Source organism: Streptomyces prunicolor NBRC 13075, assembly GCF_000367365.1.
Taxonomy (GTDB): domain Bacteria; phylum Actinomycetota; class Actinomycetes; order Streptomycetales; family Streptomycetaceae; genus Streptomyces; species Streptomyces prunicolor.
The window spans coordinates 363684-390353 of the sequence record NZ_BARF01000014.1 but is presented as its reverse complement, the minus strand read 5'-3'; the positions used below and the strand labels follow the sequence as shown (position 1 = coordinate 390353).

At 70.0% G+C, this 26670-nt stretch carries 27 protein-coding genes; 22 read left to right on the top strand and 5 right to left on the bottom strand.

Annotation, left to right across the window (positions count from 1 at the left end):
- Window positions 1-651: 651 nt before the first annotated feature.
- Both SPR02S_RS58890 and SPR02S_RS62900 read left to right on the top strand, forming a co-directional pair.
- Window positions 652-870 (top strand): hypothetical protein, encoded by a 219-nt coding sequence (locus SPR02S_RS58890; protein ID WP_158697789.1) that lies wholly within the window; start codon window positions 652-654, stop codon window positions 868-870.
- 312 nt (window positions 871-1182) lie between these two features.
- On the top strand, window positions 1183-1332 hold the full coding sequence (locus tag SPR02S_RS62900; RefSeq protein ID WP_019056353.1) for a hypothetical protein: 150 nt from the start codon (window positions 1183-1185) through the stop codon (window positions 1330-1332).
- Between the two features lie 421 nt (window positions 1333-1753).
- On the opposite strand, the gene SPR02S_RS07625 is transcribed toward SPR02S_RS62900, so the two are convergent.
- Entirely contained in the window at window positions 1754-2173 is a 420-nt protein-coding gene (locus SPR02S_RS07625) for a RidA family protein (protein ID WP_019056352.1), read from the bottom strand.
- 205 nt (window positions 2174-2378) lie between these two features.
- On the opposite strand from SPR02S_RS07625, the gene SPR02S_RS07620 reads away from it, so the two are divergent.
- The 7 genes from SPR02S_RS07620 to SPR02S_RS07590 all read left to right on the top strand — a co-directional run bounded on the left by SPR02S_RS07620 (window position 2379) and on the right by SPR02S_RS07590 (window position 10115).
- Window positions 2379-3248, top strand: a complete 870-nt coding sequence (locus tag SPR02S_RS07620; protein ID WP_019056351.1) for a fumarylacetoacetate hydrolase family protein — start codon at window positions 2379-2381, stop codon at window positions 3246-3248.
- Between the two features lie 2 nt (window positions 3249-3250).
- Window positions 3251-3736: a cupin domain-containing protein gene (locus tag SPR02S_RS07615; RefSeq protein ID WP_019056350.1), complete on the top strand. Its 486-nt coding sequence runs from the start codon at window positions 3251-3253 to the stop codon at window positions 3734-3736.
- Window positions 3733-4749 carry an acyl-CoA thioesterase gene (locus tag SPR02S_RS07610; RefSeq protein ID WP_019056349.1) on the top strand — a complete coding sequence of 339 codons (1017 nt, stop codon included), beginning with the start codon at window positions 3733-3735 and terminating at the stop codon, window positions 4747-4749. Before SPR02S_RS07615 ends, SPR02S_RS07610 begins: the two co-directional genes overlap by 4 nt.
- A 61-nt stretch (window positions 4750-4810) precedes the next feature.
- Complete coding sequence (locus tag SPR02S_RS07605) at window positions 4811-6469, top strand: AMP-binding protein (protein ID WP_019056348.1); 1659 nt, start codon at window positions 4811-4813, stop codon at window positions 6467-6469.
- A complete protein-coding gene (locus tag SPR02S_RS07600) occupies window positions 6466-8820 on the top strand; it encodes a bifunctional salicylyl-CoA 5-hydroxylase/oxidoreductase (RefSeq protein ID WP_019056347.1) in 2355 nt (784 codons plus the stop codon). The genes SPR02S_RS07605 and SPR02S_RS07600 overlap by 4 nt, the downstream gene beginning before the upstream one ends.
- Window positions 8821-8849: 29 nt before the next feature.
- Window positions 8850-9254 carry an acyl-CoA thioesterase gene (locus SPR02S_RS07595; RefSeq protein WP_019056346.1) on the top strand — a complete coding sequence of 135 codons (405 nt, stop codon included), beginning with the start codon at window positions 8850-8852 and terminating at the stop codon, window positions 9252-9254.
- A 12-nt stretch (window positions 9255-9266) separates the two neighbouring features.
- Window positions 9267-10115: a PaaX family transcriptional regulator gene (locus SPR02S_RS07590; RefSeq protein ID WP_026150318.1), complete on the top strand. Its 849-nt coding sequence runs from the start codon at window positions 9267-9269 to the stop codon at window positions 10113-10115.
- Window positions 10116-10125: 10 nt separating this feature from the next.
- Here the strand turns inward: SPR02S_RS07590 and SPR02S_RS07585 are convergent, their stop codons facing one another.
- Entirely contained in the window at window positions 10126-10746 is a 621-nt protein-coding gene (locus tag SPR02S_RS07585; RefSeq protein ID WP_019056344.1) for a hypothetical protein, read from the bottom strand.
- On the bottom strand, window positions 10743-11318 hold the full coding sequence (locus SPR02S_RS07580) for an RNA polymerase sigma factor (protein WP_245607522.1): 576 nt from the start codon (window positions 11316-11318) through the stop codon (window positions 10743-10745). The genes SPR02S_RS07585 and SPR02S_RS07580 overlap by 4 nt, the downstream gene beginning before the upstream one ends.
- A gap of 135 nt (window positions 11319-11453) precedes the next feature.
- Here SPR02S_RS07580 and SPR02S_RS07575 point away from each other — a divergent pair, with 135 nt between their 5' ends.
- The 13 genes from SPR02S_RS07575 to SPR02S_RS07515 all read left to right on the top strand — a co-directional run bounded on the left by SPR02S_RS07575 (window position 11454) and on the right by SPR02S_RS07515 (window position 25466).
- A complete protein-coding gene (locus SPR02S_RS07575; protein WP_019056342.1) occupies window positions 11454-11906 on the top strand; it encodes a MarR family winged helix-turn-helix transcriptional regulator in 453 nt (150 codons plus the stop codon).
- A 42-nt stretch (window positions 11907-11948) separates the two neighbouring features.
- Complete coding sequence (locus tag SPR02S_RS07570; RefSeq protein WP_019056341.1) at window positions 11949-13670, top strand: MFS transporter; 1722 nt, start codon at window positions 11949-11951, stop codon at window positions 13668-13670.
- A gap of 464 nt (window positions 13671-14134) precedes the next feature.
- Window positions 14135-15166, top strand: a complete 1032-nt coding sequence (locus tag SPR02S_RS07565) for a 2,5-dihydroxypyridine 5,6-dioxygenase NicX family protein (RefSeq protein ID WP_019056340.1) — start codon at window positions 14135-14137, stop codon at window positions 15164-15166.
- 55 nt (window positions 15167-15221) lie between these two features.
- Window positions 15222-16490: an FAD-dependent oxidoreductase gene (locus SPR02S_RS07560; RefSeq protein WP_019056339.1), complete on the top strand. Its 1269-nt coding sequence runs from the start codon at window positions 15222-15224 to the stop codon at window positions 16488-16490.
- A 119-nt stretch (window positions 16491-16609) separates the two neighbouring features.
- Entirely contained in the window at window positions 16610-18007 is a 1398-nt protein-coding gene (locus tag SPR02S_RS07555; protein WP_019056338.1) for an MFS transporter, read from the top strand.
- Between the two features lie 41 nt (window positions 18008-18048).
- Window positions 18049-18897, top strand: a complete 849-nt coding sequence (locus tag SPR02S_RS07550; protein WP_019056337.1) for an FAD binding domain-containing protein — start codon at window positions 18049-18051, stop codon at window positions 18895-18897.
- Window positions 18894-21272: a xanthine dehydrogenase family protein molybdopterin-binding subunit gene (locus SPR02S_RS07545; protein WP_019056336.1), complete on the top strand. Its 2379-nt coding sequence runs from the start codon at window positions 18894-18896 to the stop codon at window positions 21270-21272. Before SPR02S_RS07550 ends, SPR02S_RS07545 begins: the two co-directional genes overlap by 4 nt.
- Window positions 21269-21817, top strand: a complete 549-nt coding sequence (locus SPR02S_RS07540; RefSeq protein WP_019056335.1) for a (2Fe-2S)-binding protein — start codon at window positions 21269-21271, stop codon at window positions 21815-21817. The genes SPR02S_RS07545 and SPR02S_RS07540 overlap by 4 nt, the downstream gene beginning before the upstream one ends.
- A gap of 3 nt (window positions 21818-21820) precedes the next feature.
- Window positions 21821-22516, top strand: coding sequence for an SRPBCC family protein (locus SPR02S_RS07535; RefSeq protein WP_019056334.1), 696 nt, complete (start codon window positions 21821-21823; stop codon window positions 22514-22516).
- Window positions 22513-23175 (top strand): isochorismatase family protein, encoded by a 663-nt coding sequence (locus SPR02S_RS07530; protein ID WP_019056333.1) that lies wholly within the window; start codon window positions 22513-22515, stop codon window positions 23173-23175. The genes SPR02S_RS07535 and SPR02S_RS07530 overlap by 4 nt, the downstream gene beginning before the upstream one ends.
- 34 nt (window positions 23176-23209) lie before the next feature.
- Window positions 23210-24058, top strand: a complete 849-nt coding sequence (locus SPR02S_RS07525; protein ID WP_019056332.1) for an alpha/beta fold hydrolase — start codon at window positions 23210-23212, stop codon at window positions 24056-24058.
- Window positions 24059-24132: 74 nt separating this feature from the next.
- Window positions 24133-24615: a MarR family winged helix-turn-helix transcriptional regulator gene (locus SPR02S_RS07520; RefSeq protein ID WP_019056331.1), complete on the top strand. Its 483-nt coding sequence runs from the start codon at window positions 24133-24135 to the stop codon at window positions 24613-24615.
- Window positions 24616-24695: 80 nt separating this feature from the next.
- The gene (locus SPR02S_RS07515) at window positions 24696-25466 is read left to right on the top strand and encodes a maleate cis-trans isomerase family protein (RefSeq protein ID WP_026150317.1); all 771 of its coding nucleotides are present in this window, start codon (window positions 24696-24698) and stop codon (window positions 25464-25466) included.
- A gap of 33 nt (window positions 25467-25499) precedes the next feature.
- On the opposite strand, the gene SPR02S_RS07510 is transcribed toward SPR02S_RS07515, so the two are convergent.
- Window positions 25500-26144 (bottom strand): CatB-related O-acetyltransferase, encoded by a 645-nt coding sequence (locus SPR02S_RS07510; RefSeq protein WP_019056329.1) that lies wholly within the window; start codon window positions 26142-26144, stop codon window positions 25500-25502.
- A gap of 63 nt (window positions 26145-26207) precedes the next feature.
- Window positions 26208-26504 (bottom strand): nuclear transport factor 2 family protein, encoded by a 297-nt coding sequence (locus tag SPR02S_RS07505; protein WP_019056328.1) that lies wholly within the window; start codon window positions 26502-26504, stop codon window positions 26208-26210.
- Between the last annotated feature and the right edge of the window lie 166 nt (window positions 26505-26670).

The following is a 26670-nucleotide window of genomic DNA, read 5'->3' as shown; positions in this document are numbered from 1 at the left end:
CGGGACGCGGGGCAGACGGCCGGGATGCGTGGGGCGCCGTCACGGCGGAACTGAACTGTCACTGCCGGACGGGGCACACGTCAGGTCGTTGAATAGGGGGATTGGCGGGTGATTGCGGGGACGAGCCCACGGGGTAAAGCGGCTTGCGATGGCTCGGTGATTCGATAATTCGATTCCCGAAATAACTGGCCAATTACCTTGTCACGATGTTTTCCAGTGCGCCCGAATCCTCTTCCCGAACTCCGTGACGCTGTCGTAATCATCAATCACACGCTCGGACCATGTCAACACTTGACATTTCCCGGAGCGCCACAGAGTCGACACCCTGGATAAAGAATCCCGCGAACCTCACATACGGGAAGAACGTCAGCACACCGGCTCACAACTTCCCTTGTGGCGAGGCGAACCGAGGGTAAACGAGGCCACAGGTAAAGAAGCTCTCCCATTTCCACAGTCGGACCGGATTAAAGGTTTGAGAGCCGCGCAGATCGGCAGAGATGTCAGAATGCCCACACGTCGGCCGACGCCGAAACCCACGCAAACGGGATTCGCTAAATGCGCGTGTTGTTGTCGATGTACGGGACGCGCGGGGGCGTCGATGCATTGGCTGCACTCACCGTCCGATTACGGGGAATCGGCGCGGAGTTACGGATGCGCGTGCCACCGGACAAGAAGTTCGCGGAGTTACTCTCAGGTATCGACGTCGACGTACTGCCGAGCGGCCGGCCGATGCGTCCGATCATGCACGGGGCGACTCTCCCGTCGGCGACCGAACTCTCCCGGTACCGCGCCGAGTTACTGGCCGGACAGCTCGACACGCTCGCTGGCGCGGCCGAGGGGTGTGACGCGTTGGCGGCAACCGGCTCTTGATACAGGTTGCCGCACGATCGGTGGCTGAGAGGCTGAACATCCGCTACGTGTAAGCGAGTTGTCAGCGAAACGCCCTGCTTTCACCGGCACGGGAGGGCCCGCCGGTCCCACCCGGGGTGACCCACAACCGGGCACTGTGGGACCTGGGCGCCCGGAGCATCGACGCGGTGTCGCCGTAGCGCTGAACACGCACCGTGCGTCGATCGGCCTGCCACCGGTGGCCAATGTCCGCGACCACGTCCTGAGCGACCGTCCCTTGTTGGCGGCGGGCCCGATTCTCGCCCATGGCGGGAGACGCCGGACCTCGACGTCGTGCGGACCGGCGCGCGGATTCGCCCCGACGTCCACCAACTCCCGGCCGAACTGGTGACGTTCCTCAGCGCCGGGGCTCCGCCGGTGTACGTGGGCTTCGGCAGCATGCGCGCGCCGAAGGACCTGGCCCAGGTGGCCGCGAGGGGGTGACCCGTGCACGAGGGCGGCGCGTCTTGTTGTCACACGGGTGGGCCGGGCTCTGCCCGATCGACGAGGGGGACGACTGTGGCCGCGACGATAGTGATGGATACGGCCGGGCGGGAGTAGCGGTCGGGGTTGTCGGTGTGAACCCGCACGCGAAGGTCGGACACCGGTCGGCAGAAGGGGCCGTCGCCGACGGCATGAACCACACCGGCCAGTCGGGCCAGGGAACTAGCCGCACCACCATCCAGATGTACCCGGCATTCACCGAAGCGCCCCCCGCCCCCCACTCAGCCACACATGGCACCTGAGCCGAGACACCCTCGGTCCGACCACCCGAGCCCACCCACACCACCGCGTCAAACAATCACCGGCGCCCTACACACTCCCTCACCCACCCCACCGCACCCCCTCACACCCCCAGGTGCCCCTACCCCTCCCCCCGAACCACCCGCTCCTCCGGAATCACCGCAACCCCAACGATCTCGATCATCGCCTCCCGCTGCCACAGCGCGGTCGTGCCGATCCCCGCCATCGCCGGATAGACCGGCCCCGCAAGCTCGCGCCAGACCTTCCCGATCTCCTTGCCGTGTGCCTGGTAGTCGGGGATGTCGGTGAGGTAGATCGTCAGGCTCACCAGGTCCTCAGGGACACCGCCCGCCGCCCGCAACGTGGTGAGCACGTTGCCGAACGCCTGTCGGAACTGCTCGACGATGCCGCCGGCGACGATCCGCATGTCCGCGTCCAGGGCCGTCTGTCCGCCCAGGTACAGCGTGTTGCCGCTCAGCGTGCCGTGCGAGTAGCCGCTCGGTGCGGGGAGCGAGGGCGGGTTCACCGGGATCGGAGTCATTGCTGGTTGCTCCTCTGGGGGACCGGATGGATCGGACGGGCTGACTCAGCCAGCGTAACTCATCTATTGACTGTTTTCGACGGTCGTGAAAATCTCGCTATAACGCAGCTCGACCAACCCGCCCAGCCACCCGACCCGCCCAACCCGCTCATCCCGACCGCCCCGGTCGCTCCGACCACCGCCACCACCCCGAGGGAGAACGCCCATGAAGCTCGCCACCGTGGCCCACGGAGGCCGCACCGCGGCCGCCGTGCTCGACGGCGACCGCTGGCGGGCGCTGCCGGCCGACGACCTCTCCGCGCTACTGGCGACCACCGAACCCGACCGCATCGCCAACCTCGCCGGGGCCGAACTACCCGACGCCACCCCCGTGTTGCCGCTGCCCTCACCGCGCAAAGTCGTCTGCTGCGGCCTCAATTACGGCGACCACATCACCGAGATGGGCCGCGAGCTCCCCACTCACCCCACGCTCTTCGCCAAGTACGCCGACACGCTCACCGGCCCGGAGGACGACCTGGTCCTCCCGCCCGGCGTCGACGTGGACTGGGAGGCCGAGCTCGCCGTCGTCGTGGGAGCGGAGCTCTACCGCGCGGACCGGGGCACCGCCGAACGCGCGATCGCCGGATACACCGTCGCCAACGACATCAGCGTGCGGGACTGGCAGAAGCGCACGCTGCAGTGGTTCCAGGGCAAGGCATGGGACCGCACCACCCCGCTCGGACCGGTGGTCGTCACACCCGACGAGCTCGACCCGGTCGCGGGCGTCGAGGTGATCTGCCGGGTCAACGGCGTCGAGCGGCAGCGCGGAAACACGAGCACGCTGGTGTTCGACGCCGCCGATCTGCTCGCCTGCATCTCCACCTTCACGGTCCTGCGCCCCGGCGACCTCGTACTCACCGGCACCCCCGGTGGCGTGGGCTCGGGCATGAACCCGCCGGCCTTCCTCGCCGACGGCGACCTCGTCGAGACCGAGATCCCCGGTATCGGCACCCTGCGCAACCGCTTCCGCCGCACCGACATACGCCTCACCGACTCTCGCCACACCGACCTCCGCCGCACCGACTCCAGGAGCTGATCATGGAACCCGACTTCTCCAAGTACGTCCTAGAGGGCGACAACTCGTCGTACGCGAACGAGTCCGGCCTGGTCGTACCGGTCGTGACCCGCGCCGGTCTGGAGTTCGGTGCCACCGGCCAGTCCGCCGGCGCGAGCCGGATCTCCGGTGTCTCCATCCAGCACACTCCCGCCACCAAGCTGTGGTTCGGGAAGGTGAGCAACGAGTCGGGCTACCGCTCGGTCCCGCACCACCACGGCGAGGCCGAGACCGGCGGCTACGTCCTCTCCGGTCGGGCCCGGATCTATTTCGGTGAACGGTTCGAGGACTACCTCGATCTCTCGGAGGGCGACTGGGTCTTCGTGCCGCCGTTCATGCCGCACGTCGAGTGCAACCTCGACCGCAACAACCCGCTGACCTGGATGACGACCCGCACCCCGGAGAACATCGTGGTCAACCTGGACGAGGTGGCCGACGCCGACCTGCGCGACTGGCTGGACCGGCCGTGAACGACATCCAGAGCACCAGCTCCGACTCCCGAAGCAGCAGCTCCGACGCCCGAAGCGCCGGCTCGGACACCCGAAGCGCCGGCGCCGACTCCCGAACCACAAACACCGACGTCCGCTCTGCCCCGACCTCGGCGATCTTCACCGCCGCGATCGCCCTCACCCCCACCGAGCCCGAGCACTTCGACCTCGCCTTCACCGCGACCACCCAACCCTGCCCCTGGCCGAAGGCCTACGGCGGTGACATGGTCGCCCAGGCCACGGCCGCCGCGATGCGCTCGGTCGAGGGCAAGACGCTGCACTCGATGCACTCCTACTTCCTGCGGCCGGTCGACATCGGCGCCGAGGTCCGTTACGAGGTCGAGCTGCTGCGCGACGGCCGCGGCTACGCCACCCGGCAGGTCCGCGGTTTCCAGAACGGCAAGCCCGTCTACACCTGCCTCGCCAACTTCGCCGCGGGCGAGCCGGGCGCGACCTTCGCCGCCGAGCCCCCCGTCGGCGTACCGGATCCCACCGAACTGCCCAGCTCCGACGCGTACTTGAGCGAGACCTCCGCTCCCCGGGGCACGATGACCGACACCTCCGAGGCGTACTGGAGCGGCGGCCGCAGCTTCGACATGCGGCACGTGCCCGGACCCGTCTACCTCACGGTCGAGGGCGAGCGCGTGCCCCAACAGGCCGTGTGGGTAAAGCCGTTCGACACGCTGCGTCCCGTCGACGGCCTCACCGACGAGCAGCGCGACCTCGCCGCGCTCGCCTACGTCTGCGACTACACGATCCTCGAACCCGTCCTGCGCGTACTGGACTTGCCGTGGGCCCTGCCCGGACTCATCACCGCGAGCCTCGACCACGCGATGTGGTTCCACCGGCCCGCACCCATGGACGGCTGGCTCCTCTACGCCCAGGAAGCCGTCGCCGCCGACGCCGGTCGCGGCCTCGCTGTCGGCCGCTTCTTCACCCCCTCCGGTACCCACCTGGCCACCGTCGTCCAGGAAGGCCTGATCCGCAGCTCTTGATTCCCACGCAGCTCCTGATCCCTGCACGGCCCGCCCCCGGCCTGCGGAAAGGACCCTCCCGATGGACCAGTTGGACCAGATGGGCCTCTCGCCCTCCGCCTATCCGGACACGTTCGCCCGCGACCACCTGCCGCCGCGCGCCCAGTGGCCGGTACTGGAGTTCACCACCGACGAACTCCAGTACCCCGAGCGCCTGAACGCCGGCGTCGAGCTGATCGACGTACCCACCGCCCGCTTCGGCCCCGACCGCCCGGCCCTGCGCACGCCCGAGGGCGAGGTGTGGACCTACGGCGAACTCCTGCGTCGCGCCAACCAGATCGCCCACGTCCTCACCGAAGACCTCGGCCTGGTCCCCGGCAACCGCGTGCTCCTGCGCTCCCCCAACAACCCCTGGACCGTGGCCTGTTGGCTCGGCACCCTCAAGGCCGGCGGCATCGTCGTCACCACCATGGCGGCACTGCGGGCCCGCGAACTCACCCCCGTCGTGGAGAAGACCCGCCCGGCCGTCGCCCTCGTCGACCACCGCTTCACGGCCGACGTCGAAGCCGTACGCGACACCGTCCTGCCGGACCTCACGATCGTGCCGTACGGCGGCGACGCACCCGACGACCTGACGCGCCAAGTGGCGGCGAAACCGGCCGAGTTCACCGCGGGCGACACCGCCGCCGACGACGTCGCCCTCTTCGGACCGACCTCAGGCAGCACCGGCGTACCGAAGATCACCACCCACTTCCACCGCGACATCCTCTCGATCGACAACACCTTCGGCCGGCACACGCTCCGCCTGAAGCCGGACGATCTCGTGTCGTGCACCGCCCCGCTCGCCTTCACCTTCGGCCTCGGCATCCTGGTCGTCTGTGCCCTGCGGGCCGGTGCCTGCGCGCTGTTGACGGAGGCCGTCGCGCCGGAGCCGCTCGCCGAGTTGGTCGCCGAGGCGGGGGTCACCGTACTGGCGACCGCGCCGACGGCGTACCGGCAGATCCTCAAGGCCGGCAAGGCGGACCGGTTGCATGGGCTGCGGAGCGCGGTCAGCGCCGGGGAGCACATACCGGAGGAAGTATGGGAGCAGCTCCACGCGGAGACCGGGATCAAGGTCGTCGACGGCATCGGCGCCACGGAGATGATCCACATCTTCATCTCCGCCGCCGGTGACGACATCCGGCCCGGTTCGACGGGACGGCCGGTCCCCGGTTACCGCGCCACCGTTCTCGACCTGGACGGTGAGGAGGTCGGCCCCGGTGTCGAGGGGCGGCTGGCCGTGATCGGCCCGGTCGGCTGCCGTTATCTCGACGATCAGCGTCAGGCGAACTACGTGGTGAACGGCTGGAACGTCACCGGCGACACCTTCGTGCGCGACGAGGACGGCTACTTCTACTACCGCACCCGCACGGACAACATGATCGTGTCCTCCGGCTACAACATCGGTGGCCCCGAGGTCGAGTCCGCGATCAACACCCACCCGGACGTGGTCGAGTCGGCCGTGGTCGCCAAGCCCGATCCCGAACGGGGCTCTGTGGTCTGCGCGTTCGTCGTCCTGGCCGAGGGAGTCGTCGGCGACGACGCCAAGGTCAAGGACATCCAGAACCACGTCAAGGCCCAGCTGGCGCCGTACAAGTACCCCCGCGCGGTGCGCTTTTGTGACGCGCTGCCCCGCAACACCAGCGGAAAGCTTCAGCACTTCCTGCTGCGTCGGATCGTCGAGAAGGAGAACCAGGCATGAGGATCGCGATCGTGGGCGGTGGGCCTGGTGGGCTGTATCTCGCCGCGCTGATGAAGCAGCTCGACCCCGCGCATGAGATCACCGTGTGGGAACGGAACGCGCCCGACGACACCTTCGGCTTCGGCGTGGTCTTCTCCGACGAGACCCTCGGCGGCATCGAGAACGCGGACACCGTCGTGCACGACGCGATGGAGAGCCGGTTCGCGCGCTGGACCGACATCGACATCGAGTTCGACGGCCACCCCTTCACGGTCGGCGGCCAGGGCTTCGCTGCGATGGCCCGCAAGGACTTGCTGCACATCCTCCAGGAGCGGGCCGCCGAGCTCGGCGTCACCGTGCGCTACCGGACCCTCGCCCCGGAAGTGGACGAACTGCGCGGCTCCTACGACCTCGTGGTCGCGGCCGACGGAATCAACTCGGCCGTGCGGACCAAGTACGCCGACGCCTTCGTGCCCTCCCTCGACCAGCGGACCAACAAGTACATGTGGCTGGGCACCGACCGGGTCTTCGAGGCGTTCCAATTCCTCGTCAAGCAAACCGAGTTCGGCACCATGCAGATCCACGGCTACCCCTTCTCCGACTCCGGCTCGACCTTCATCGTCGAGATGGCGGAGGACGTGTGGCGCAAGGCGGGCCTCGACGCGACGGAGGGCACGCAGTTCCCGCCGGGGATCAGCGACGAGGAGTCGGTGGCCCGGATCCGCGAGATCTTCGCCGACGAACTCGCCGGACACGCGCTCCTGACCAACAACTCCCGGTGGCTGAACTTCACCACGGTCCGCAACGAGCGCTGGCACCACCACAACGTGGTCCTCCTCGGCGACGCCGCCCACACAGCGCACTTCTCGATCGGTTCCGGCACCAAGCTGGCGATGGAGGACGCCCTCGCGCTCGCCGCGTGTCTGCACGAACACCCCACCGTGGACGAGGCGTTGACGGCGTATGAGACCGAGCGCCGCCCGGTGGTGGAGTCCACCCAGCGCGCCGCCCAGGCCTCGCTCGAGTGGTTCGAGAACATCGGCCGGTACGCCGACCAGGACCCCGCGCAGTTCTGCTTCAACCTGCTCACGCGGTCCCGCCGGATCACCTTCGACAACCTCAAGGACCGCGACCCGGGCTTCGCCGACCTCATCGAGCGCGGCTTCGCCGAAGCCCAGGGCCGCACCGAGTCGGTCCCGGCGATGTTCCAGCCGTTCTCCATCGGCGGCCTCGAGTTGAAGAACCGGATCATCGTCTCGCCGATGGACATGTACTCCGCCGTCGACGGAGTACCGGACGACTTCCACATGGTCCACCTCGGTTCCAAGGCGCTCGGCGGCGCCGGCCTGGTGATGACCGAGATGGTCTGCGTCTCCCCCGAGGCCCGCATCACCCCGGGCTGCACGGGCCTGTGGAACGACACCCAGCGCGACGCGTGGACCCGGGTCACCGACTTCGTCCACGGACGCAGCACCGCCAAGATCGGCCTGCAGCTGGGCCATTCGGGCCGCAAGGGCTCAACTCGCCTCATGTGGGAGGGCATTGACGAGCCCCTCACCGAGGGCAACTGGGAGGTCGTAGGCCCGTCGCCACTGCCCTACGGCACGGGCTGCCACACACCGCGCGAGATGACGCGATCCGACATGGACGCGGTCGTGGCCGATTTCGTGGCAGCCGCCCGGCGAGGCGCCGAGGCAGGCTTCGACCTCCTCGAAGTCCACGCGGCCCACGGCTACTTGCTCTCCTCCTTCCTCTCCCCCATCGCCAACCACCGCACCGACGAGTACGGCGGCGACCTGACCAACCGGCTGCGTTTCCCGCTGGAGGTCTTCGACGCCGTACGGTCCGCCTTCCCCGCCGACCGCCCGGTGACGGTGCGCATCTCCGCCACCGACTGGACCCCCGACGGGAACACCGAGCACGACGCGGTCGAGATCGCGCGGGCGTTCGTCGCGCATGGCGCGGCGGCCGTCGACGTGTCCTCCGGCCAGGTCACCAAGGACGAGAAGCCGGCGTACGGCCGCTCGTACCAGACCCCGTTCGCCGACCGCATCCGGCACGAGGTCGCCGCTCCGGCGGGCGCGGCCGTGATCGCCGTAGGAGCGATCTCGTCGTACGACGACGTCAACTCGATCCTGCTCGCCGGGCGTGCGGACCTGTGCGCGCTCGGCCGCACCCATCTCTACAACCCGCAGTGGACGCTGCAGGCGGCGGCCGAGCAGGAGTACCGGGGTCCAGGTGCCGACTGGCCGGCGCAGTTCGCGGCCGGTCGCCGCAAGCCGCCCACCTCGCGCACCGACGCGGTCCGCCCGCGCCTCGCGCTGCTGCGCGAGACCCCGCGGGACGCCGTGCACCTGCGGTGGACCCCATGAGTGGCCCCTTCGGCGTTCACCGTGCTCGCGTGGAGTGGATCGACACCGATGCGGCCGGGATCTACCACAACACGACCGTCGTCCGGTTCGCGGAGGCTGCGGAGGCCGAGCTGATGCGCAGGTACGACGTCCCGGGGTACTTCCCGGTGGCGCCGAGGGTGCGGTACGAGGTGGAGTTCGAGGCGTCGATCCGGTTCGGCGAGGAGGTCGAGACGCGGGTCGAGCTGATCCGCCTCGGCCGGTCCTCGATGACCTTCGGCTTCGAGGTGTGGCGGAACACTGCGGACGGCAAGCCCAACTGCCGTGCCGCCCGGGGCAGTTACGTCACCGTGCACGTCCCCGACAAGGCGACCGGCGGCAGCGCGCCCTGGCCGGATGCCTGGCGTGCCGCGCTGGGCGGCCGGGCGGAATCCGACGCCGTACGGGCGCACTGAAATACTACGATCGTGACGGCAAGCGATCTCGAAGACGACAGCCCGAGCCAGCCCGCACCGCCACGATCCCTGATCGTGACGGTGTACGGCCTCTACGCGCGCGAGGTCGGCGGCTGGATCAGCGTGAGCACCCTGATCCGGCTGCTCGCCGAACTCGATGTGGACGCCCAGGCGGTCCGCTCGTCGATCTCCCGGCTCAAGCGCCGGGAGATCCTGGTGGCCGAGCGACGGGACGGGCGCGCAGGCTACGCGCTGTCGCCCTACGCCCGTTCCGTGCTGGAGACCGGTGACCGGCGCATCTTCGAACGCCACGCCGTCACCGACGACGGCTGGGTCATCGCCGTCTTCTCGGTACCGGAGAGCGAGCGCCGGCACCGGCACCAACTCCGGTCACGGCTGGCCTGGTTGGGCTTCGGCACGGTCTCGTCCGGGATCTGGATCGCCCCGGCCCACGCGCTCGACGACACCCGCGACCACCTGCTGCGACACGGCCTGGACCAGTACGTCGACCTCTTCCGGGGCGACTACGTGGCTTTCGGTGACCCCGCCGAACAGGTGGGCCGCTGGTGGGACTTGGACGCGCTCCAGAAGCTCTACGACGATTTCGTCGCCGAGTTCACGTCGATGGCCGAACGCTGGGCCGGGCCGGGCAAGGTGTCCGACCGGGCCGCGTTCATCGACTACGTCCAAGTCCTCACGGCCTGGCGTCGGTTGCCCTACCTCGACCCGGGCCTGCCCAGCACCCTCCTCCCCGCCACCTGGTCCGGCACGACGGCGGCGGATCTCTTCGCCACCCTCCGGCACGCCCTGGCGGACCCGGCGCACGAGTTCGCCCGGAGCCTGCTGGACGACCCCTCGTGATCCGGTGGGGTCACTTCCCGAACGCCTGGCGGAACTCGGCGATGTCCTTGGGCGAGGCCTCGATCGCCGCGCACATCGGGACGAAGCCGTCCTTGGCGCCCACGATGTAGTGCCCGCCCTCCGCGTACGTCAACGTCTCCGGGATCCTGGTGTCGCTGGTGAGCACGACCGTCTTCGCGTCGCCGCCCTTGAACCACTGGTCCACACGGAAAGTGGCCGTCGAGCCCTCGACGGAAATGGCCGTCCCCAGGAAGAGGACCGGGTATTTGCTCAGGGTGTCGACGCCGGGCACCATGCACTTGCCGGAGCCGCCCTCGGCGGTGAGTTGCAGCGCACCGGCAGAAGGCACGACCCTGGCCGAGGCCGAATGACCGTTGTCGTTACCGCTGCTGGCCATGATTCCTCCGGCGACGCCGCCGCCAAGTACCAGTAGTCCGGCCGCCGCGAGTCCGAAGAGGCGACGGCGCCCCCATCCCGCGGTCGCGATGCCGGCGGCGGTGGTCGCGGACTGAAGCGCAGTGTCGGTGTTCAAGGTGTCCTCCACAAGACGGTCGATGTCGGGCGGCGGAGCTTGGGTGGTCAGTGCGGGGTCCGCAGACTTCAGCCGGGCCAGCAGCTCGTCGTCATTCACTGACTGCTCCTTCCTTCATCCCTCTTGTGTCCGGTCGGTTCGGCATCCTTTCGCCCCAACTGTGCGGCGATTTTCTTCTTCGCCCGGTGGAGCCGGATGCTCACCGCGTTGGCGGTCAGTCCGGTCGCCTCCGCGATCTGCCGCGGCGCCAGCCCCTCCCACGCCCACAGCTGCACCACCTCGCGGTCCTGCGCCGCGAGGGCATCCAGCGCGGCGTGCAGCTCGCCGTGGTCGGCGGCCCGATCCGGTGACTGCTCGTGGCTCCGGATCAGCCGCTCCACCAGCCGGAGTCTGCGTCCATCGGCACGGCGGGCGTTCGCCAGACATCCCCGGGCCACTCCGTAGCACCACGGCAACACGTCACCGGGATCGGGATCGGGCAGGGCACCCGCGCCGAGTCCGGGGACCTCGTCGATGCGACGCCACAGCACCAACATCGTCTCCGACAGGACGTCGTCGACCATGTCGGCGCTCGTCCTTCGCAGCAGATACCGGTGCAGCGGTTCCACCACCACACGCGCCAGCCGTTCGAAGCGCGCCTGCTGCATCCGGCGCGCCTCCTGTTCCGTCATGGATTCCACAACCCGTACTGTCCGGCAGCCGCCGGTTCCTTTCATCACCCGCCACGACTCATCACCACGCATCACCACGCACATCTTGTTTCAAGCTACACGTAAGTGCATAATGCCCTTATGTATAAGCGGGTTATGGATCCAGCGACGTCAGAGGTCCCCGAGGTCGCACCCGAGGACCTGATCGTCGCCGTCGAGAGGATGGTCCGCTACGTCCGCCAGAGCGCCGTCACCGGCGGGCTGAGCATGGCCGCCTCCGCGGTGCTCGGGCGCCTGGGCCGTGAGGGCCCGTGCCGGCTGACCGATCTGGCCCGGGCCGAGGGCGCCACCCAGCCGAACATGACACAGCTGGTCACCCGGCTGGAGTGCGCCGACCTGGTACGACGCACCGCGGACCGCAGCGACGGCCGGGGCGTGCTGGTCGAGGTGACCGACACGGGTCTGGAGGTCTCCCGGCAGCGGCGCGCCGAACGCGCCCACGCCCTCGGCCTGCTCATCGCGGAGTTGAGCGAGCCGGAACAGCGCGCGGTGCGGGTCGCCCTCCCGGCCCTGGCCCGAGCGATCGAGGACCGCCGGCCCGACGCCTGACGACGCCCCCGCACCCTTCAACTCCCTGGAGGACAAGCACACATGAACGCACCACACGGAAATGCCGCCAGCCCGTTCCGGCAGCCCAGGGCCGTCTGGGCCGTCGCGTTCGCCTGCGTCATCTCCTTCATGGGGATCGGCCTCGTCGACCCGATCCTGCCCGCCCTGGCCAAGAACCTGCACGCCACGCCGAGCCAGGTCTCCCTGCTGTTCAGCAGCTATCTGATCGTGACGGCGGTGGCGATGCTGTTCGTGGGCTGGTTCTCCAGCCGCTTCGGCGCCAAGCGCACCCTCGTCATAGGCCTGGCGGTCATCGTGGTCTTCGCCGCCCTGGCCGGCACCTCCGGTTCCATCAACGGAATCGTCGGCTTCCGCGCGGGCTGGGGGCTGGGCAACGCCCTGTTCATCGCCACCTCCCTGGCCGTCATCGTGGCCTCGGCCAGCGGCGGATTCGGTGGCGCGATCATCCTGTACGAGACGGCGCTGGGCCTCGGTATCGCCGTAGGGCCGCTGCTGGGCGGTGAGTTGGGCGGCATCAGCTGGCGCGGCCCGTTCTTCGGCGTCGCGGTCCTGATGGCCATCGCGCTCGTCGCCACGGCCGTGTTCGTGCCCGACCTGCCCAAACCGAAGCACGTCACCTCACCCCTGGCACCACTGAAGGCGCTGCGCCACCGCGGTCTGCTGACGATGGGCATCATGGCGCTGCTGTACAACTGGGGCTTCTTCACCATGCTGGGCTACGCCCCCTACCCCATGGAACTCGACGCCCATCAGCTCGGTCTCGTGTTCACCGGCTGGGGTCTGCTCGTGGCCGCGTTCAGCGTCTTCTTCGCCCCGCGCCTGCAGGCCCGGTACGGCACCGCGCCCGTCCTGTACGTCAATCTGGCCGGCCTCTCCGTCGTGATGGCGGTGATCGCCGCGGGCGTCGCCACGCCGACCGTGGTCATCGTGGCGGTCATCGTCAGCGGCGCGTTCATCGGCATCAACAACACCCTGACCACCCAGGCCGTCATGCTCGTCTCGCCGGTGGAGCGCCCCGTCGCCTCGTCCGCGTACGGCTTCCTGCGCTTCATCGGCGGCGGTCTGGCCCCGTACGCGGCCGGCAAGCTCGCCGACGCCACCGACCTGAGCGTCCCCTTCTACCTGGGCGCCGCCACCTTCCTGCTCGCCATCCCGGTCCTGGCCAGCGGCCACGGGCTGCTCCGCGAGGCCGAGCAGCACACCGAAGAGGGCGAGTCCGTCGTCCCGACTATCACCCCCGTCGGCAAGCCGGCGAGCGGGAGCACCCCTCGGATCATCGTCGCCGTCTCGGCCCAAGCCAAGGCCGCCGCCATCGTCGACGCCGCTGCCCGGCTCGCCCGCGACACGCACAGCCCGCTGGAGGTCGTCCACGTCCAACTGACCGCCGTGGTCGAGGAACTGGCCGCCGACACGGAGACGCCCGACCAGGCCCGGGCCGCGGTGACGGCCCACCTCGACCGCCTCGCCGAGCAGGGCGTCCCGGCCACCGGCCAGATCCTCACCACCGTCGGCGACCACTCCGCGGCCGGCCGCGTGCTGGCCCGGCACGCCGCCGACACGGGCGCCCGCGCCATCGCCGTCGGCCGCTCCCCGCACGGCCCCCTCACCCAGTTCGCGGAAGGCAGCTTCACCACCGCCCTCACCCACGCGGCCACCTGCACCGTCGTCCTCGTCGCCCCCGACAACGCACCACGGCAACTGACGTCGGCCACCCTGCCGGCCCTGCGCGACGGGGCGGCCTGACCGCCACCGCACACCGACAAGGACACGTGGCGGGCCCGACGACCAACGGGCCCGCCACAGTCGTATGCCCTGCTGTACGGCCCTGCGTCCTCGCGGCAAGCACCCGGGAGCGAGCGGCACGCGTACCCCAGGTCAGGTCGCACGTGCGCGATTTCCCTGACGGCTCGTCATGAAATAACCGTGTTAACTCGGCGCGCGAACCCTTGCCAAGCAGAGATAGTACGTGCTCGGATTATCTCTGTCGGGCGGTACCCCACCGTCCCGAATCCGCTGCTCAACCATGCACCGCGGGGCCTGTTCGCCCTGCCTCCGCTCCCCATGTCCCGCGTCTCCCCCGCTCACCTCCTCCCCTCTCCCTCTCTTCGCTCCCCCTTCCGTCACCGCGCCCGGAGCGTGTCTGCGCCATGCCCGCAGCCCGTCGAGGAGCGCGATCGGTACCCCCTCAGCGATACCTGGAGAAGCCCGTGTTCGATCTTTCGTCCGTCGATCTGCTCGACGCCTTCACCCGCGAGCTGAAGCTCTGCAAGCTGCGCAGCGGCGAGCACGTCGTGGTGCTGTCCGAGCCCGGCAGCCGAGGTGACTACGTCGCCGCCGCCTTCGGTGCCGCCAAGGCGTGCGGGGCGCATGTCATCTCCGCGACCGTGCCGGGCGGCAGCCCCGCGCCGATGCCGAGCACCCACACCGGTGCGGGTCCCGGCCTGGTCTCCGTGCTCAACGACAGCACCGCGCAGGACCTGTTGAAGTCGGCCGACCTGGTCGTCGACCTGACCCGCGAGGGCTTCATCCACGCGCCGGTCCAGCAGGAGATCCTGCGTGCGGGCACCCGCATCATCTTCGTCTGCGACGCCCCCGACGTACTGATCCGCAACCTCCCCAAGGAGGGCGACAAAGCAGAGGTGTTGGAGGGCGTCGACCTGCTCGAGCGGTCGTCCGTCATGCGGGTCACCTCCGACGCGGGAACCGACCTCACCGTCCAACTCGCGGGCGCCAAGCCGGAGTTCCAGTGCGGCTTCGCCGACGACCCGGGCCGCTGGGACCACTGGCCCAGCACGATGGTGCTGTGCTGGCCGGAGATCTCCGACGGCCAGATCGTGCTCGCCGAGGGCGACATCCTGCTGCCCTTCAAGGAGTACGTCCGCTCCCCCGTCACCCTCCAGATCGAGGGCGGCCACATCGAGAAGGTGTCGGGCGGCGCCGAGGCCGAACTCCTGTCGACCTTCTTCGAGGACGCCCGGGACCAGTGGGCGCGCAGCCTCTCCCACATGGGCTGGGGCCTGATGCGCACCGCCGACTGGTTCGCCACGGCGATGTACGGCAAGGACGACCTGATGGGCATGGACGCCCGCGCCTTCGCCGGCAACTTCCTCTGGTCGACCGGCCCGCACCCGGTCCTCGGACGTGAGTCGTACGCCCACCTCGACATCGCGATGCGCGGCTGCACCGTCACGGTCGACGACGTCGAGGTCGTCACCGCCGGGAAGCTCACCGGCGACTGACCGCGCCGCTCCGTTCCCACGAACCACCCGTAACCGCAGGCGAGTTGGAGGAAGTGTGGCGCCCAGCCAGTCGTACGAAGTCACCGTCGTCGGAGGAGGTCTCGGCGGGCTCACCACCGCGTTGGCACTGCGGCAGCGCGGTCTGCGGGTCACCGTCCTGGAGCAGGCGTCCGAGCTCGGCGAGGCCGGCGCGGGCATCCAGACGGCGCCCAACGCGAGCCGCGTCCTGATGGGACTCGGGCTGCGCCCGCAGATGGAGGCCATCCACACCGAGCCGCTCGACCAGGTGCGACGGCGGTGGAAGGACGGCCGGATCATCGGGCTGACCTCGCTGGGGCAGCGCTGCAAGGACCAGTTCAACGCCCCGTACTGGCACTACCACCGGGCCGACCTCCACCGCGTCCTGCTGGACGCGTGCGTCGACCCCGGCGGCCCCGGTCCCGTCGTGGACGTACACACCGCGAGCAAGGTCGTCGACCTGGACCGCACCGACCCCGAGCGTCCCGTCGCGGTCACCGAGGACGGGCGCCGGTACGCCGGTGACGCACTTGTCGGCGCCGACGGCATCCGCTCGCGGACCCGCGACCTGATGGGCGCCCCCGACACTCTCCTCTTCTCCGGCGAGATGGCCTACCGGGCGCTGATCCCAGGGGAGTTGATCGCCGCCGACCCGGCGACGCGCTGGCTCGTGGACCGCTTCCAGAGCACCATCTGGTACGGCCCCGACCGGCACCTCGTGCACTACATGATCCGCGGCGGCGAGTACCTCAACGTGGTGGCGTGCGTGCCCTGCACGGACGAGGTCGCCGAGAAGTGGAGCGTGTCCGCGACCGCACAGGACCTGGTGGACGCGTTCCCCGGCTGGGACGACCGCGTACCGGCCATGCTGTCCAAGGCGAAGGAGGACGTCTCCGCCTTCGCGCTCCACCACCGGCGCCGCGACCCGGTGTGGACGGACGGCCGGGTCGCCCTCCTCGGCGACGCCTGCCACGCGATGCTCCCCTACCAGGCTCAGGGCGCCTCGCAGGCCATGGAGGACGCCGCCGTACTGGCCGAGGAACTCGGCGCGGTCACCTCCGCCGGTATCGAGGGCGCGCTGCGCCGCTACGTCGACCGGCGCGCCAAGCACGCCGGCATGGTCCAGGACGCCTCGCTGCGCAACAAGACCTTCTACCACCTGCCCGACGGCCCCGAACAGCGGGCCAGGGACGAGAAGTTGCGGAACTTCGACGGCGAGTCGGACCTCTCCTACGACTGGCTGTGGTCCGGCACGCCGCTCAACGACCCGGATCTCGGCGCGTTCTCGTACCAGTTCGCGCGCTGAGCCCCCTCAAGAACTGCCACCCCCTGCACCCACCATCCGGTCCGCACGCCGGAGCCCCGCGAAAAAGCGCGCCCGCAATCGTGCGGCACGTACCAGACACGCAACACCGTGGAGCGAACGTGAAAACAGGCGATCAGATAGTTCAGGAACTCCCCTGGAAATGGCCCGTCCAGGGAAAGATCTTCATCATCGGCGGCCTCGGCTACCTCTTCGACGCCTACGACATCGCCCTCAACGGCTTCCTGATGCCGCTGGTGGGTGAGCACTTCGACCTCTCGCTGAGCGATCGCGGGTACGTCGCCACCGCCAACCTCGTCGGCATGGCCGTAGGCGCCATCGCGTGGGGCTCGGTCGCGGACCGGATCGGCCGCAAGAAAGCGTTCAGCGTCACGCTGCTGATCTTCGCCGTCTTCTCCGTCCTCGGCGCGCTCTCGCCCACCTACCCGGTCTTCCTCGCCCTGCGCTTCCTCGCGGGCATCGGTCTCGGCGGCTGTATCCCCGTGGACTACGCGCTGGTCAGCGAGTTCTCACCGCGCAAGTACCGGGGCCGGGTGCTCACCGGGCTCGATGTGTGGTGGCCGGTGGGCGTCACGCTGTGCGGGTTCGTGTCGACGGCGCTGCTGACGGTCGACGGGAACTGGCGGTGGATGCTGACGACGATGGTCGTGCCCGCGCTGCTGCTCTTCTGGGCCCGCCGCGGCATCCCGGAGTCGCCCGTCTACCTGGCGAAGAAGGGCCGGGAGGTGGAGGCCAGGCAGGTCATCGACGACCTGGTCGCCCGCGCCGGCACGCCCGCCGAGCTGTACACGATCCCGGAGCCCGTCGCCGAGACCGGCCCGCGCGGAGTGGCCGCCGCGGCCGAACAGCTGCGCCGCATATGGAAGTTCAGCCCGCGCATCACCTCCGCGGCCTGGCTGCTGTTCGCCACGATCATGCTGGTCTACTACGCGGCCCTGAGCTGGATGCCGACCATCCTGAAGGACGAGGGCCTCGGTGACACCGCGGCCTTCATGAAGACCACCCTGATGAGCGGGGTCGGCATCATTGGCGTGCTGGTGTCCACGGCCCTCGTCGACATCGTCGGCCGCAAGTGGCTCATCGGGATCTCGGCACCGATCGCCTCCGTCGCGCTGGTCGTGTTCGCGCTGGTGATGGACATGCCCACCGGGTCCGTCGTGGCGATCGCCGTCTTCGGCTTCCTGATCCAGCTCACCATCCCCGCCCTGTACGCGTACGCCTCCGAGCTGTACCCCACCGAACTGCGGGCCAGCGGCTTCGGCTGGGCCTCGTCGGTCAGCCGGGCGCTCACCGGTTTCGCCCCGATGCTGTTCGGCTCGCTGATGTGGCCCGCGCTGGGGCTGGCAACGACCTTCGCCGTATTGGGAGTCGCGGTCCTGCTGGCCGTCGTGTGGATGGCGTTCGCGGCACCGGAGACGAAGGGCCGGGTCCTCGACGCCGACGAGGAGGAGCCGTCGGCCCTCCCCCGGCTGAGCGTCGCCGAGCAGCCGGCGCTCTGAGGCACAGCCCTCCCGGGCCGCCCGACCACTTACGGAGGACCATGAAGCCCGCCCCCTTCCAGTACCACCGGGCCCGCGACGTCGACGGCGCCGCGCGGCTGCTGGCCGAACTCGGCGACGACGCCAAGGTCATCGCCGGCGGCCAGAGTCTCGTCGCGATGATGAACTACCGGCTGGCCCGGCCGCGCCACCTCGTCGACATCGGCGGCCTGCGCGAACTGGACCGGATGCACCGGGACGCCGACGGCGGACTGCGCATCGGGGCGCTCACCACCCACCACACGGTGGAGACCGACCCAACTGGGGTGCTGGGGGCGGGCTTCGAGGTCCTGCGGAGGGCCATGACCTGGATCGGGCACCTCCCGATCCGCACCCGTGGCACGGTCGGCGGCAGCATGGCGCACGGCGACGCCACTGCCGAGTGGTGTCTGCTCGCGGTGACGCTCGGCGCGGAGTTCGTGGTGCGCGGGCCGCACGGTGAACGCACCGTCCCGGCCGGGGACTTCTTCCACGGCTACTACACGACGGCCCTCGAACCGGACGAGATCCTCGTCGAGATCGTCTTCCCGCGTCCCGCACCGCACGCCGCGCTCACCGAATTCGCCGAACGGCGTGGGGACTTCGCCCTCGTGGCCGCCACCGTCGACCTCGATGTGGAGGGCGGCGAGGTGCGCGGGGGCCGGGTGGCGCTCGGCGGGGTGGCGTCCGCCGCCGTCCGAGTGCCGGAGGCCGAGGCGGTGTTGACCGACGGTGGCTCCTTCGAGGCGTGCGCGGCGGTTGCGGCGGAGGCCGTGGAGCCGCCCGCCGACGCATCCGGCAGCACGCACTACCGCAAGGAACTCGTCCGGACCCTGGTCCGACGCGCCTGCGAGGAAGCGGTGTCCCGATGAGTGAAGTGCCCCTGAATGACAGCAAGTTGGTGGGCAAGGCGATTCGCCGTCGAGAGGATCCGCGCCTGCTCGCCGGACGTGGCCGCTTCGTGGACGACATCGCGCTCCCCGGCATGCTGCACGCCCAGTTCGTGCGCAGCACGGTCGCGCACGCCGAGCTGGCCTCGGTGGACGTGTCGGCAGTGCTTGAAGTCCCGGGCGTTGTCGCGGTGTTCACGGCCGAGGACCTGGAGCTGGGCGACATCGTGGCCCAACTGGGGCGCCCGCTCTCGGAGTTCGTCCCGACCGCGATGCCGGTCCTGGCCCGCGAGAAGGTCCGCTACGTCGGTGAGCCGATCGCGATCGTCGTGGCCCGGGACGCGTACGCGGCGGAGGACGGCCTGGAGGCGGCGAAGGTCTCGTACGTCACGCTGCCGCCGGTCATGTCCGAGGAGGCGGCGTTCGCGGCCGACGCGCCGCTCGTCCACGCCGAAGCCGCGCGCAACACTCTCGTGGACGTCTCGCTCTTCGCGACGGACGGCATCGACGGGATCTTCGACTCGGCACCCTGTGTCGTCGAGGTCGACACCAGGACCGGTCGGCAGAACGCACTGCCGCTGGAGACCCGGGGCGCCGTGGCCCACTGGGACGACCGCGAGGAACAGCTCGTCCTGCACACCTGCACCCAAATCCCGCACCAGGTAAGGACGGTGGCGTCCCGCTGCCTGCGCCTCGACGAGCGTGCGGTGCGGGTCGTGGTGCCCGACATGGGCGGCGGGTTCGGCCAGAAGTGCGTGGTGGGCCGCGAGGAGATCGCCGCGGCGGCAGCAGCCCTGCGGCTGCGTCGGCCGGTGAAGTGGATCGAGGACCGCAAGGACGCCCTGTCCGCGTCGTTCCTCGCCCGCGAGCAGCACTACCGGGCGCGCGCGGCCTTCGACGCCGAGGGCCGGATCCTCGCGCTCGACGCCGACGTGGTCTGCGACATGGGCGCGTACTCCTGCTACCCCTTCACGGCGGGCATCGAGCCGCTGATGGCATCCGCCGAGATGCCCGGCGTCTACCAGCTCCCCGCGTACCGGGTGCGGGGCCGTGCGGTCACCACCAACAAGGCGCCCACCGGCCCGTATCGCGGGGTGAGCCGGCCGCAGTACGTCATGGTCATGGAGCGGCTCTTCGAGCGCGCCGCCCGCGAACTGGCCCTGGATCCGGTCGAGATCCGCCGCCGCAACGTCATCACCGACTTCCCGTACACGGGCGTCAACTCCATCACCTACGACCCGGGTTCCTACCTGGAGTCGCTCGACCTGTGCGAGCGGTCCGTCCGGGCGGAGGGCTGGTACGAGAAGCGGGCAGCGGCGGCGGCCGAGGGCCGGCACATCGGCATCGGCTACTCGTGTTTCAGCGAGCGCACCGGCTACGGCTCGGCGGCCTTCGCGCAGCGCAAGATGAAGGTGGTGCCCGGCTTCGACATCTCCGAGGTGCGGATGGACACCAGCGGCACGGTCACCTTCACCACCGGCACGATGAACCACGGCCAGAGCCACGAGACGACGATGGCGCAGATCGTCGCCGACGAACTCGGCCTGGACATCGCCAAGGTGAGGCTCCATCAGGGCGACACCGACCGCATCACGTACGGCTTCGGCACCTTCGCCAGCCGCTCCATCACCATCGGCGGCAGCGCGGTACGCCTGGGCGCGGCGAAGCTCGGCGAGAAGCTGTGCGCGATCGCCGCTTCCCGCTGGGGAGTTGCCCCGGACGAGGTGGAGTTGGCGGGCGGCGCGGCCCGTCGCCGTAGCGCCTCCGACGTCCTGACCTACGAGGAGATCGCCGATATCGCCTACCTCCAGGCGCACTTGCTGCCGAAGGACATAGAGCCGGGCCTGTCGGTCACCGCCACCTTCGACGTCTTCAACGACGGCACCTTCTCCAACGCCACCCACGCCTGCGTCGTCGAACTCCACGCGGGCACCGGGCAGGTGGAGATCCTGCGGTACGTGTGCGTCGAGGACTGCGGAGTCGCCATCAACCCGCAGGTCGTGGAGGGGCAGTGCCGGGGCGGCATCGCGCAGGGCATCGCGGGTGCGCTGTTCGAGCAGGTGACGTACGACGCGCAGGGCGAGCCGTCGGCGACCGGCTTCATGGACTACAAGGTGCCCACCGCGCACGAGATCCCGGACGTGCTGATCCATCACCTGGAGACGCCCTGCGCGTTCACCGAGACCGGTGCCAAGGGTGCCGGTGAGGGCGGCACTATCGGGGCGCCCGCCGCCGTACTGAACGCAGTGAACGACGCCCTGCGCCCGACCGGTGTCGAGCTCGACGACACACCGATCACCCTCGAGACCGTGCACCGCGCGCTGAACGGCGCCCCGAACCGGGAGTTGTCCGCATGAACACCGACCCCGTCGTGACGCATCCACGACTCCAGCTGATCACCCTCGACGCCAACGGCGAGCAGCACGACGTGGTCACCGAGCCGCGCCGCACCCTCGTCGACGTACTGCGGCACGACCTGCGGCTGACCGGTACGCACGTCGGCTGCGAGCACGGGATCTGCGGTGCCTGCACGGTCCTGGTCGACGAACGGCCCGTCCGCGCCTGCCTGATGTTCGCGGCGCAGGCCGAGGGGGCGCGGATCCGCACGGTCGAGTCGTTGTCAGAGGACGGCGGCGGTGAACTGAGCGATCTGCAGCGGGCGTTCACCGATCACCACGCGCTGCAGTGCGGGTTCTGCACGCCCGGCTTCCTGATGCTCGCCGAAGGGTTCCTCGCCGAGCGGCCGGAGGCGACGAAGGAGGAGATCCGCGAGGTGGTCGCCGCCAACCTGTGCCGGTGCACCGGCTACCAGACCATCGTCGAGGCGATCGACGCCTGCGCGACGGCTCGGCGCGGAGCCTGCGTCACACCCTGCGGCGGTCCCGACAGCAAGGAGCACTGAGGCATGCAGCTCACCAACACCGTGCCGGTCAAGGCCTCCCCCGACGATGTCTTCGCCCTGATGAACGACGTCGAGCGGGTGGCCTCCTGCATGCCGGGCGCCGCGCTCGACGGGCAGGACGGCGACACCTGGCGGGGCCGGGTGAAGATCCGGGTGGGTCCCATCAGCGCCTCCTACGCGGGCACTGTCCGCTTCCTGGAGATCGACGCCGAGAAACGGCGACTGCGGGTGCACGCGCGCGGTACCGACACCCACGGCAGCGGGGACGCGGAGGCCGAGGTCACTCTCGACATCCTCGCGGCGCCCGAGGGAGCGCTGCTCCAGCTCAACACGGACCTGGTGATCCGGGGCAAGATCGTCCAGTTCGGCAAGGGCGCGATCGTCACGGTGTCGGACCGGATCATCCAGCAGTTCGCGCGGAACCTGGGGAGCCTGCTCGACCAGGACCGGGTCAGCGGGCCTGCCCTGCCCGGCACTTCGTCCACGACTACGACCACGACCACGTCCGCTCCCGCCGTGGCCCGGCCGGCCCTCGCGCCGGACTCCGATCTCGACGGCCTGGCGCTGCTGCTCGGCCCGCGAGCCGCCAAGTACGGCCTGGTGGCAGGGGCGTTCGCCTTCGGTGTCCTGGAGGGCTGGCTGCTCGGCCGACTCGGCGGCCAGGCAAGGGAGTTGCGCACCCTCAGGAGGACGTCATGAGCGGCACTCAGTATGGTCAGGAGACGGAACAGACCTACCAGCGTGCCGGGTTCGGGGCGCCCGTGCGTCGCGGCAGCCGCCCCGCGATCGTCGTGGTCGACCTGACGCGCGGCTTCACCGACGCGGGCTTCCCGTCGGGCGCCGATCTCACCGAAGTCGTCGACGCCACGGGCGAGTTGATCGCCGCCGCGCGTCCGGCCGGCGTACCGGTGGTGTTCACGGCGATCGCCTACACACCGGCCGAGGCGGCGGGCGACGCCGTCACCTGGTTGCAGAAGGCACAGGGCATGCGGAGCCTGGTCGAGGGCAGCGAGGAGGTCGCGCTCGACCCGCGATTGCCTCGGACACCGCAGGACCATCTGATCGTGAAGAAGGGCGCGTCCGCGTTCTTCGGTTCCTCCCTGGCCGCCCTGTTGACCGGACTCGGCTGCGACACAGTGCTGGTGTGCGGCGCGACGACGAGCGGTTGCGTACGGGCCACCGCCGTGGACGCCGTGCAGTCCGGCTTCTCGGTGCTGGTGCCGAGGGACTGCGTCGGCGACCGCGCGCCGGGCCCGCACGACGCGAGCCTCTTCGACATCCAGGCCAAGTACGGCGACGTGATCGACGTGAAGGACGCCGTCGGCTATCTCGACGGACTGCCGAGGTCAGCCCCGTAACTCCGTCTGCCGCCCTGCGTAATTGGAGAACCCCATGCCACCACCCATCCGCCCACTGGCCCAGTCCGCGCTCGCCGATCTCGCCGACATCCCCGCCACCAGCCGCTGGGTCCGCTCGGGCGGCGCCCGCCTGCACGTCCTGGACTACGGCGGTGACGGCGTTCCGCTGGTCGTGCTGCCCGGCATCACCAGCCCGGCCGTGGCCATGGACTTCGTGGTCCGTGAACTCACGCCTGCGGTCAGGCCGTTGGTGGTCGACGTCCGCGGGCGTGGGCTCTCCGACGGCGGCGGATCGTACGGTCTGGAAGAGTACGCCGAGGACACCGAGGCGGTCGTCGCGGGCCTCGGTCTGCACCGGCCGGTCCTCTTCGGGCACTCCATGGGCGCGCGGATCGCGGCCGTGACCGCAGTCCGGGCCAAGGTGGCACTGCGGGGCACCGTGCTGGGCGACCCGCCGATGAGCGGCCCCGGACGCGGGCCCTACCCCACTCCCCTCGCCGTCTTCCTCGACCAACTGGCGCAGGCGCGGCGCGGCACCGACGCGGACGAGGTGGCCCGGTCCTGGCCGCGCTGGCCGCGCCGTGAACAGGAGTTGCGGGCGCGCTGGCTGGCGAGTTGCGGCACGGAGGCCGTCACGGCCACGCACCGCGGCTTCGAGAGTGAGGACTTCTTCGACTGGTGGCCCTCCGTTCCCGGCCCCACGGCACTTCTCCACGGCGCCGACAGCCCCGTCGTCACGGCGGAGGGCGCGGCGGAGTCGGCCCGGCTGTCGCCGTCGGCCGTGTTCGCCGAGATCCCGGACGCCGGGCACATGCTGTTCTGGGACAACCCGTCCGCCGCGCTCGCCGCCCTGCGCCAGGTACTGCGCCCGATGCTGGTGTGACGCCGCCGCGCGGGTGGTCGGAGATCACCGGTCCGGCTGACGGTTCGATCAAGTGCCGTGATTGAGTGGGCTCCATGGGTGACGAAACCGCAACCCCGACGTCCACACCGCCCGGGCCTCCCCCGGCGCTCACCGCCGCGCCCGGCTACCAGGTCCGCCGCTTGTACCAGGCGTATCTCGCGGTCTGGATCCGTGCCGTCGACCCGACGCTCACGGGTCCGCAGTTCGCGGTGCTCCAGGCGGTGGAGGCGGCGCCGGGAAGCGACCAGCGTTCGATGGCGTCCGCGGTCTCCCTGGACACGTCGACGATGGCGGACGTCGCCCGGCGGCTGGAGAACCGGGGTCTGATCGTGCGCAGGACGGCGGCGGACGACGGCCGGCGCAAGCTGCTCCACCTCACGGAGGAGGGCGAGCGGACCCTCCGCGACGCGAACCTCCGCGCCCGCCGGCTCGACGAGCGGCTCCTCGCGCCGTTCGGAGCGGAGCAACGCGAGGACATCATGCAGCTGTTCACGTCCCTCGCCGATCACTGGGAGGGACTGGCCGAGGACTCCTGACCGCGCCAGTGGCGGTCGGCGGATCCCCGGCCGCCCACGAGCGCGGGTATCTCGCCCGCGCCGGACACCCGGAGGATCCCGTGACCGATCACCGCATCGGCATGATCGTGCCCAGCTCGAACCTGACCATGGAGACGGAGCTGCCGCGCATGATGCGGCAGCGCGAGGCCCTGATTCCCGAGGACCGGTTCGTCTTCCACAGCAGCCGGATGCGGATGCGGCACGTGACGCCCGAGCAGCTGCGCGCCATGAACGCGCAGACCGGGCGCGCGGCACTGGAACTCGCCGACGCCCGGCCCGACGTGGTCGTCACCGCGTGCCTCGTGGCGATCATGGCGCAGGGGCCGGGGTACCACTGCACCGCCGAGGACGAGATCACCGCTGTGCTGCGCGCCGAGGGGTCCAAGGCCCCGGTGGCGTCGAGCGCCGGAGCTCTGCTCGACGGCATCAGGGCCCTGGGCGCCCGGCGGGTCGCGATCGTCACGCCGTACATGAAGCCGCTCACGCGACTGGTGGCGGACTACATCGAGGACGCGGGCATCGAGGTGGTCGACGCGCTGAGCCTGGAGGTGGCGGACAACCTCGCCGTCGCCCACCTCGACCCCGCCGACCTGCGCGAGCACTGGCGGCGCCTGGACCTGTCCCGGGCCGACGCGCTGGTCCTGTCCGCGTGTGTCCAGATGCCGTCGCTGCCGTCGATCCAGCCGGTGGAGGAGGCGTCCGGGTTGCCGGTGCTGTCGGCGGCGACCGCCACGGCGTACCGCATCCTCGTCGAACTGGGCCTGCCGACGGTCGTTCCGGGCGCGGGGAGCCTGCTCAGCGGTCAGGTCCACACCCCGGCGGGCGGCTGAGGGAGGAAGCCGACGCGGACCCCTGCGCTTCACTCAGGAGATCTCCGGGGCGGCGGATTCCAGCTCGGCGACGCTGCCCGACATGATCGTCCGTACGTGCTCGGTGATGTGCCGCGCAGGCCAGTCCCACCAGGCCACCGCCAGCAGGCGGGCGATCTCTTCCTCGCTGTACCGGAGCCGGATCAGACGGGCCGGGTTGCCACCGACGACGCCGTAGTCGGGTACGTCCGCGGTGACCACGGCTCCGGCGCCGATGATCGCACCGTGTCCGATCCGCACACCGGGCAGCACGGTCGTGCCGTAGCCGAACCAGACGTCGTTGCCGACGACCATGTCCCCTCGGTCGGGCAGGCCGGTGAGCAGGTCGAAGTGGTCCGACCAGGAGCCGCCCATGGTGGGGAAGGGGAAGGTCGAGGGGCCGTCCATGCGGTGGTTGGCGCCGTTCATGATGAACCGCACCCCCGTGCCCAGCGCGCAGAACCTGCCGATGATCAGCTTCTCCGGCCCGTAGTGGTAGAGCACGTTGCGTGTCTCGAACGCGGTCGCGTCGTCCGGATCGTCGTAGTAGGAGTACTCCCCGACCTCGATCAGCGGGGACTTCACCAGCGGTCTGAGCAGCACCACGCGCGGCTGCTCGGGCATCGGATGCAGGACCGCGGGATCTGCGGGCACGGGCATGACGACTGGTTCCTTCCGGGGTGCGGGTTCGGACGGACGAGGTGGAGCGGCGGTCGCCTCCGCTCAAGCGGTCAACGTGCCCTGGTGGAAGTACATCCGCCAGCCCGTCTCCGTCAGGCGCCACAGGGAGCTACGCCAGGCCCGTCGGCCCTGGTTGTCGGCGAAGTACGTCAGATGTACGACACCCGGTGCGAGAACGACTCCGGACATCTGGCTGACCTCGACCGGAGACTCCGCGGACACCGAGCCACCGCTCGTCACCGCGAGGACCGACTCCGCGTCCCACCGGCGACCGGAAGCCCCGATCTCGATGAACTCCGGGTCCAGCAGCTCCAGGACATGGTCCGGCGACGCGCGCACCTCGGGATCGAGAAGCCGCAGCTCCCGTCGACGGCCGCTTGAACGGCCTGCTCACTCTCATCCGTCATGGGGGAACCCTACGGACGCCGCTCGCGAAGGCCCAGCGAATTGATCACTCACCACGCACCCGTGGTCGGCAGCCGGAACGCGACCTCTGTCTGAGGGC

What these genes read in the sequence shown, in the direction of transcription:
- SPR02S_RS58890 (WP_158697789.1), top strand. Translation starts at nt 652, where the DNA reads ATGCGCGTGCCACCGGACAAGAAGTTCGCGGAGTTACTCTCAGGTATC.
- SPR02S_RS07625 (WP_019056352.1), bottom strand. Translation starts at nt 2,173, where the DNA reads ATGACTCCGATCCCGGTGAACCCGCCCTCGCTCCCCGCACCGAGCGGC.
- SPR02S_RS07620 (WP_019056351.1), top strand. Translation starts at nt 2,379, where the DNA reads ATGAAGCTCGCCACCGTGGCCCACGGAGGCCGCACCGCGGCCGCCGTG.
- SPR02S_RS07615 (WP_019056350.1), top strand. Translation starts at nt 3,251, where the DNA reads ATGGAACCCGACTTCTCCAAGTACGTCCTAGAGGGCGACAACTCGTCG.
- SPR02S_RS07605 (WP_019056348.1), top strand. Translation starts at nt 4,811, where the DNA reads ATGGACCAGTTGGACCAGATGGGCCTCTCGCCCTCCGCCTATCCGGAC.
- SPR02S_RS07600 (WP_019056347.1), top strand. Translation starts at nt 6,466, where the DNA reads ATGAGGATCGCGATCGTGGGCGGTGGGCCTGGTGGGCTGTATCTCGCC.
- SPR02S_RS07580 (WP_245607522.1), bottom strand. Translation starts at nt 11,318, where the DNA reads ATGACGGAACAGGAGGCGCGCCGGATGCAGCAGGCGCGCTTCGAACGG.
- SPR02S_RS07575 (WP_019056342.1), top strand. Translation starts at nt 11,454, where the DNA reads ATGGATCCAGCGACGTCAGAGGTCCCCGAGGTCGCACCCGAGGACCTG.
- SPR02S_RS07570 (WP_019056341.1), top strand. Translation starts at nt 11,949, where the DNA reads ATGAACGCACCACACGGAAATGCCGCCAGCCCGTTCCGGCAGCCCAGG.
- SPR02S_RS07550 (WP_019056337.1), top strand. Translation starts at nt 18,049, where the DNA reads ATGAAGCCCGCCCCCTTCCAGTACCACCGGGCCCGCGACGTCGACGGC.
- SPR02S_RS07545 (WP_019056336.1), top strand. Translation starts at nt 18,894, where the DNA reads ATGAGTGAAGTGCCCCTGAATGACAGCAAGTTGGTGGGCAAGGCGATT.
- SPR02S_RS07540 (WP_019056335.1), top strand. Translation starts at nt 21,269, where the DNA reads ATGAACACCGACCCCGTCGTGACGCATCCACGACTCCAGCTGATCACC.
- SPR02S_RS07535 (WP_019056334.1), top strand. Translation starts at nt 21,821, where the DNA reads ATGCAGCTCACCAACACCGTGCCGGTCAAGGCCTCCCCCGACGATGTC.
- SPR02S_RS07530 (WP_019056333.1), top strand. Translation starts at nt 22,513, where the DNA reads ATGAGCGGCACTCAGTATGGTCAGGAGACGGAACAGACCTACCAGCGT.
- SPR02S_RS07525 (WP_019056332.1), top strand. Translation starts at nt 23,210, where the DNA reads ATGCCACCACCCATCCGCCCACTGGCCCAGTCCGCGCTCGCCGATCTC.
- SPR02S_RS07520 (WP_019056331.1), top strand. Translation starts at nt 24,133, where the DNA reads ATGGGTGACGAAACCGCAACCCCGACGTCCACACCGCCCGGGCCTCCC.
- SPR02S_RS07510 (WP_019056329.1), bottom strand. Translation starts at nt 26,144, where the DNA reads ATGCCCGTGCCCGCAGATCCCGCGGTCCTGCATCCGATGCCCGAGCAG.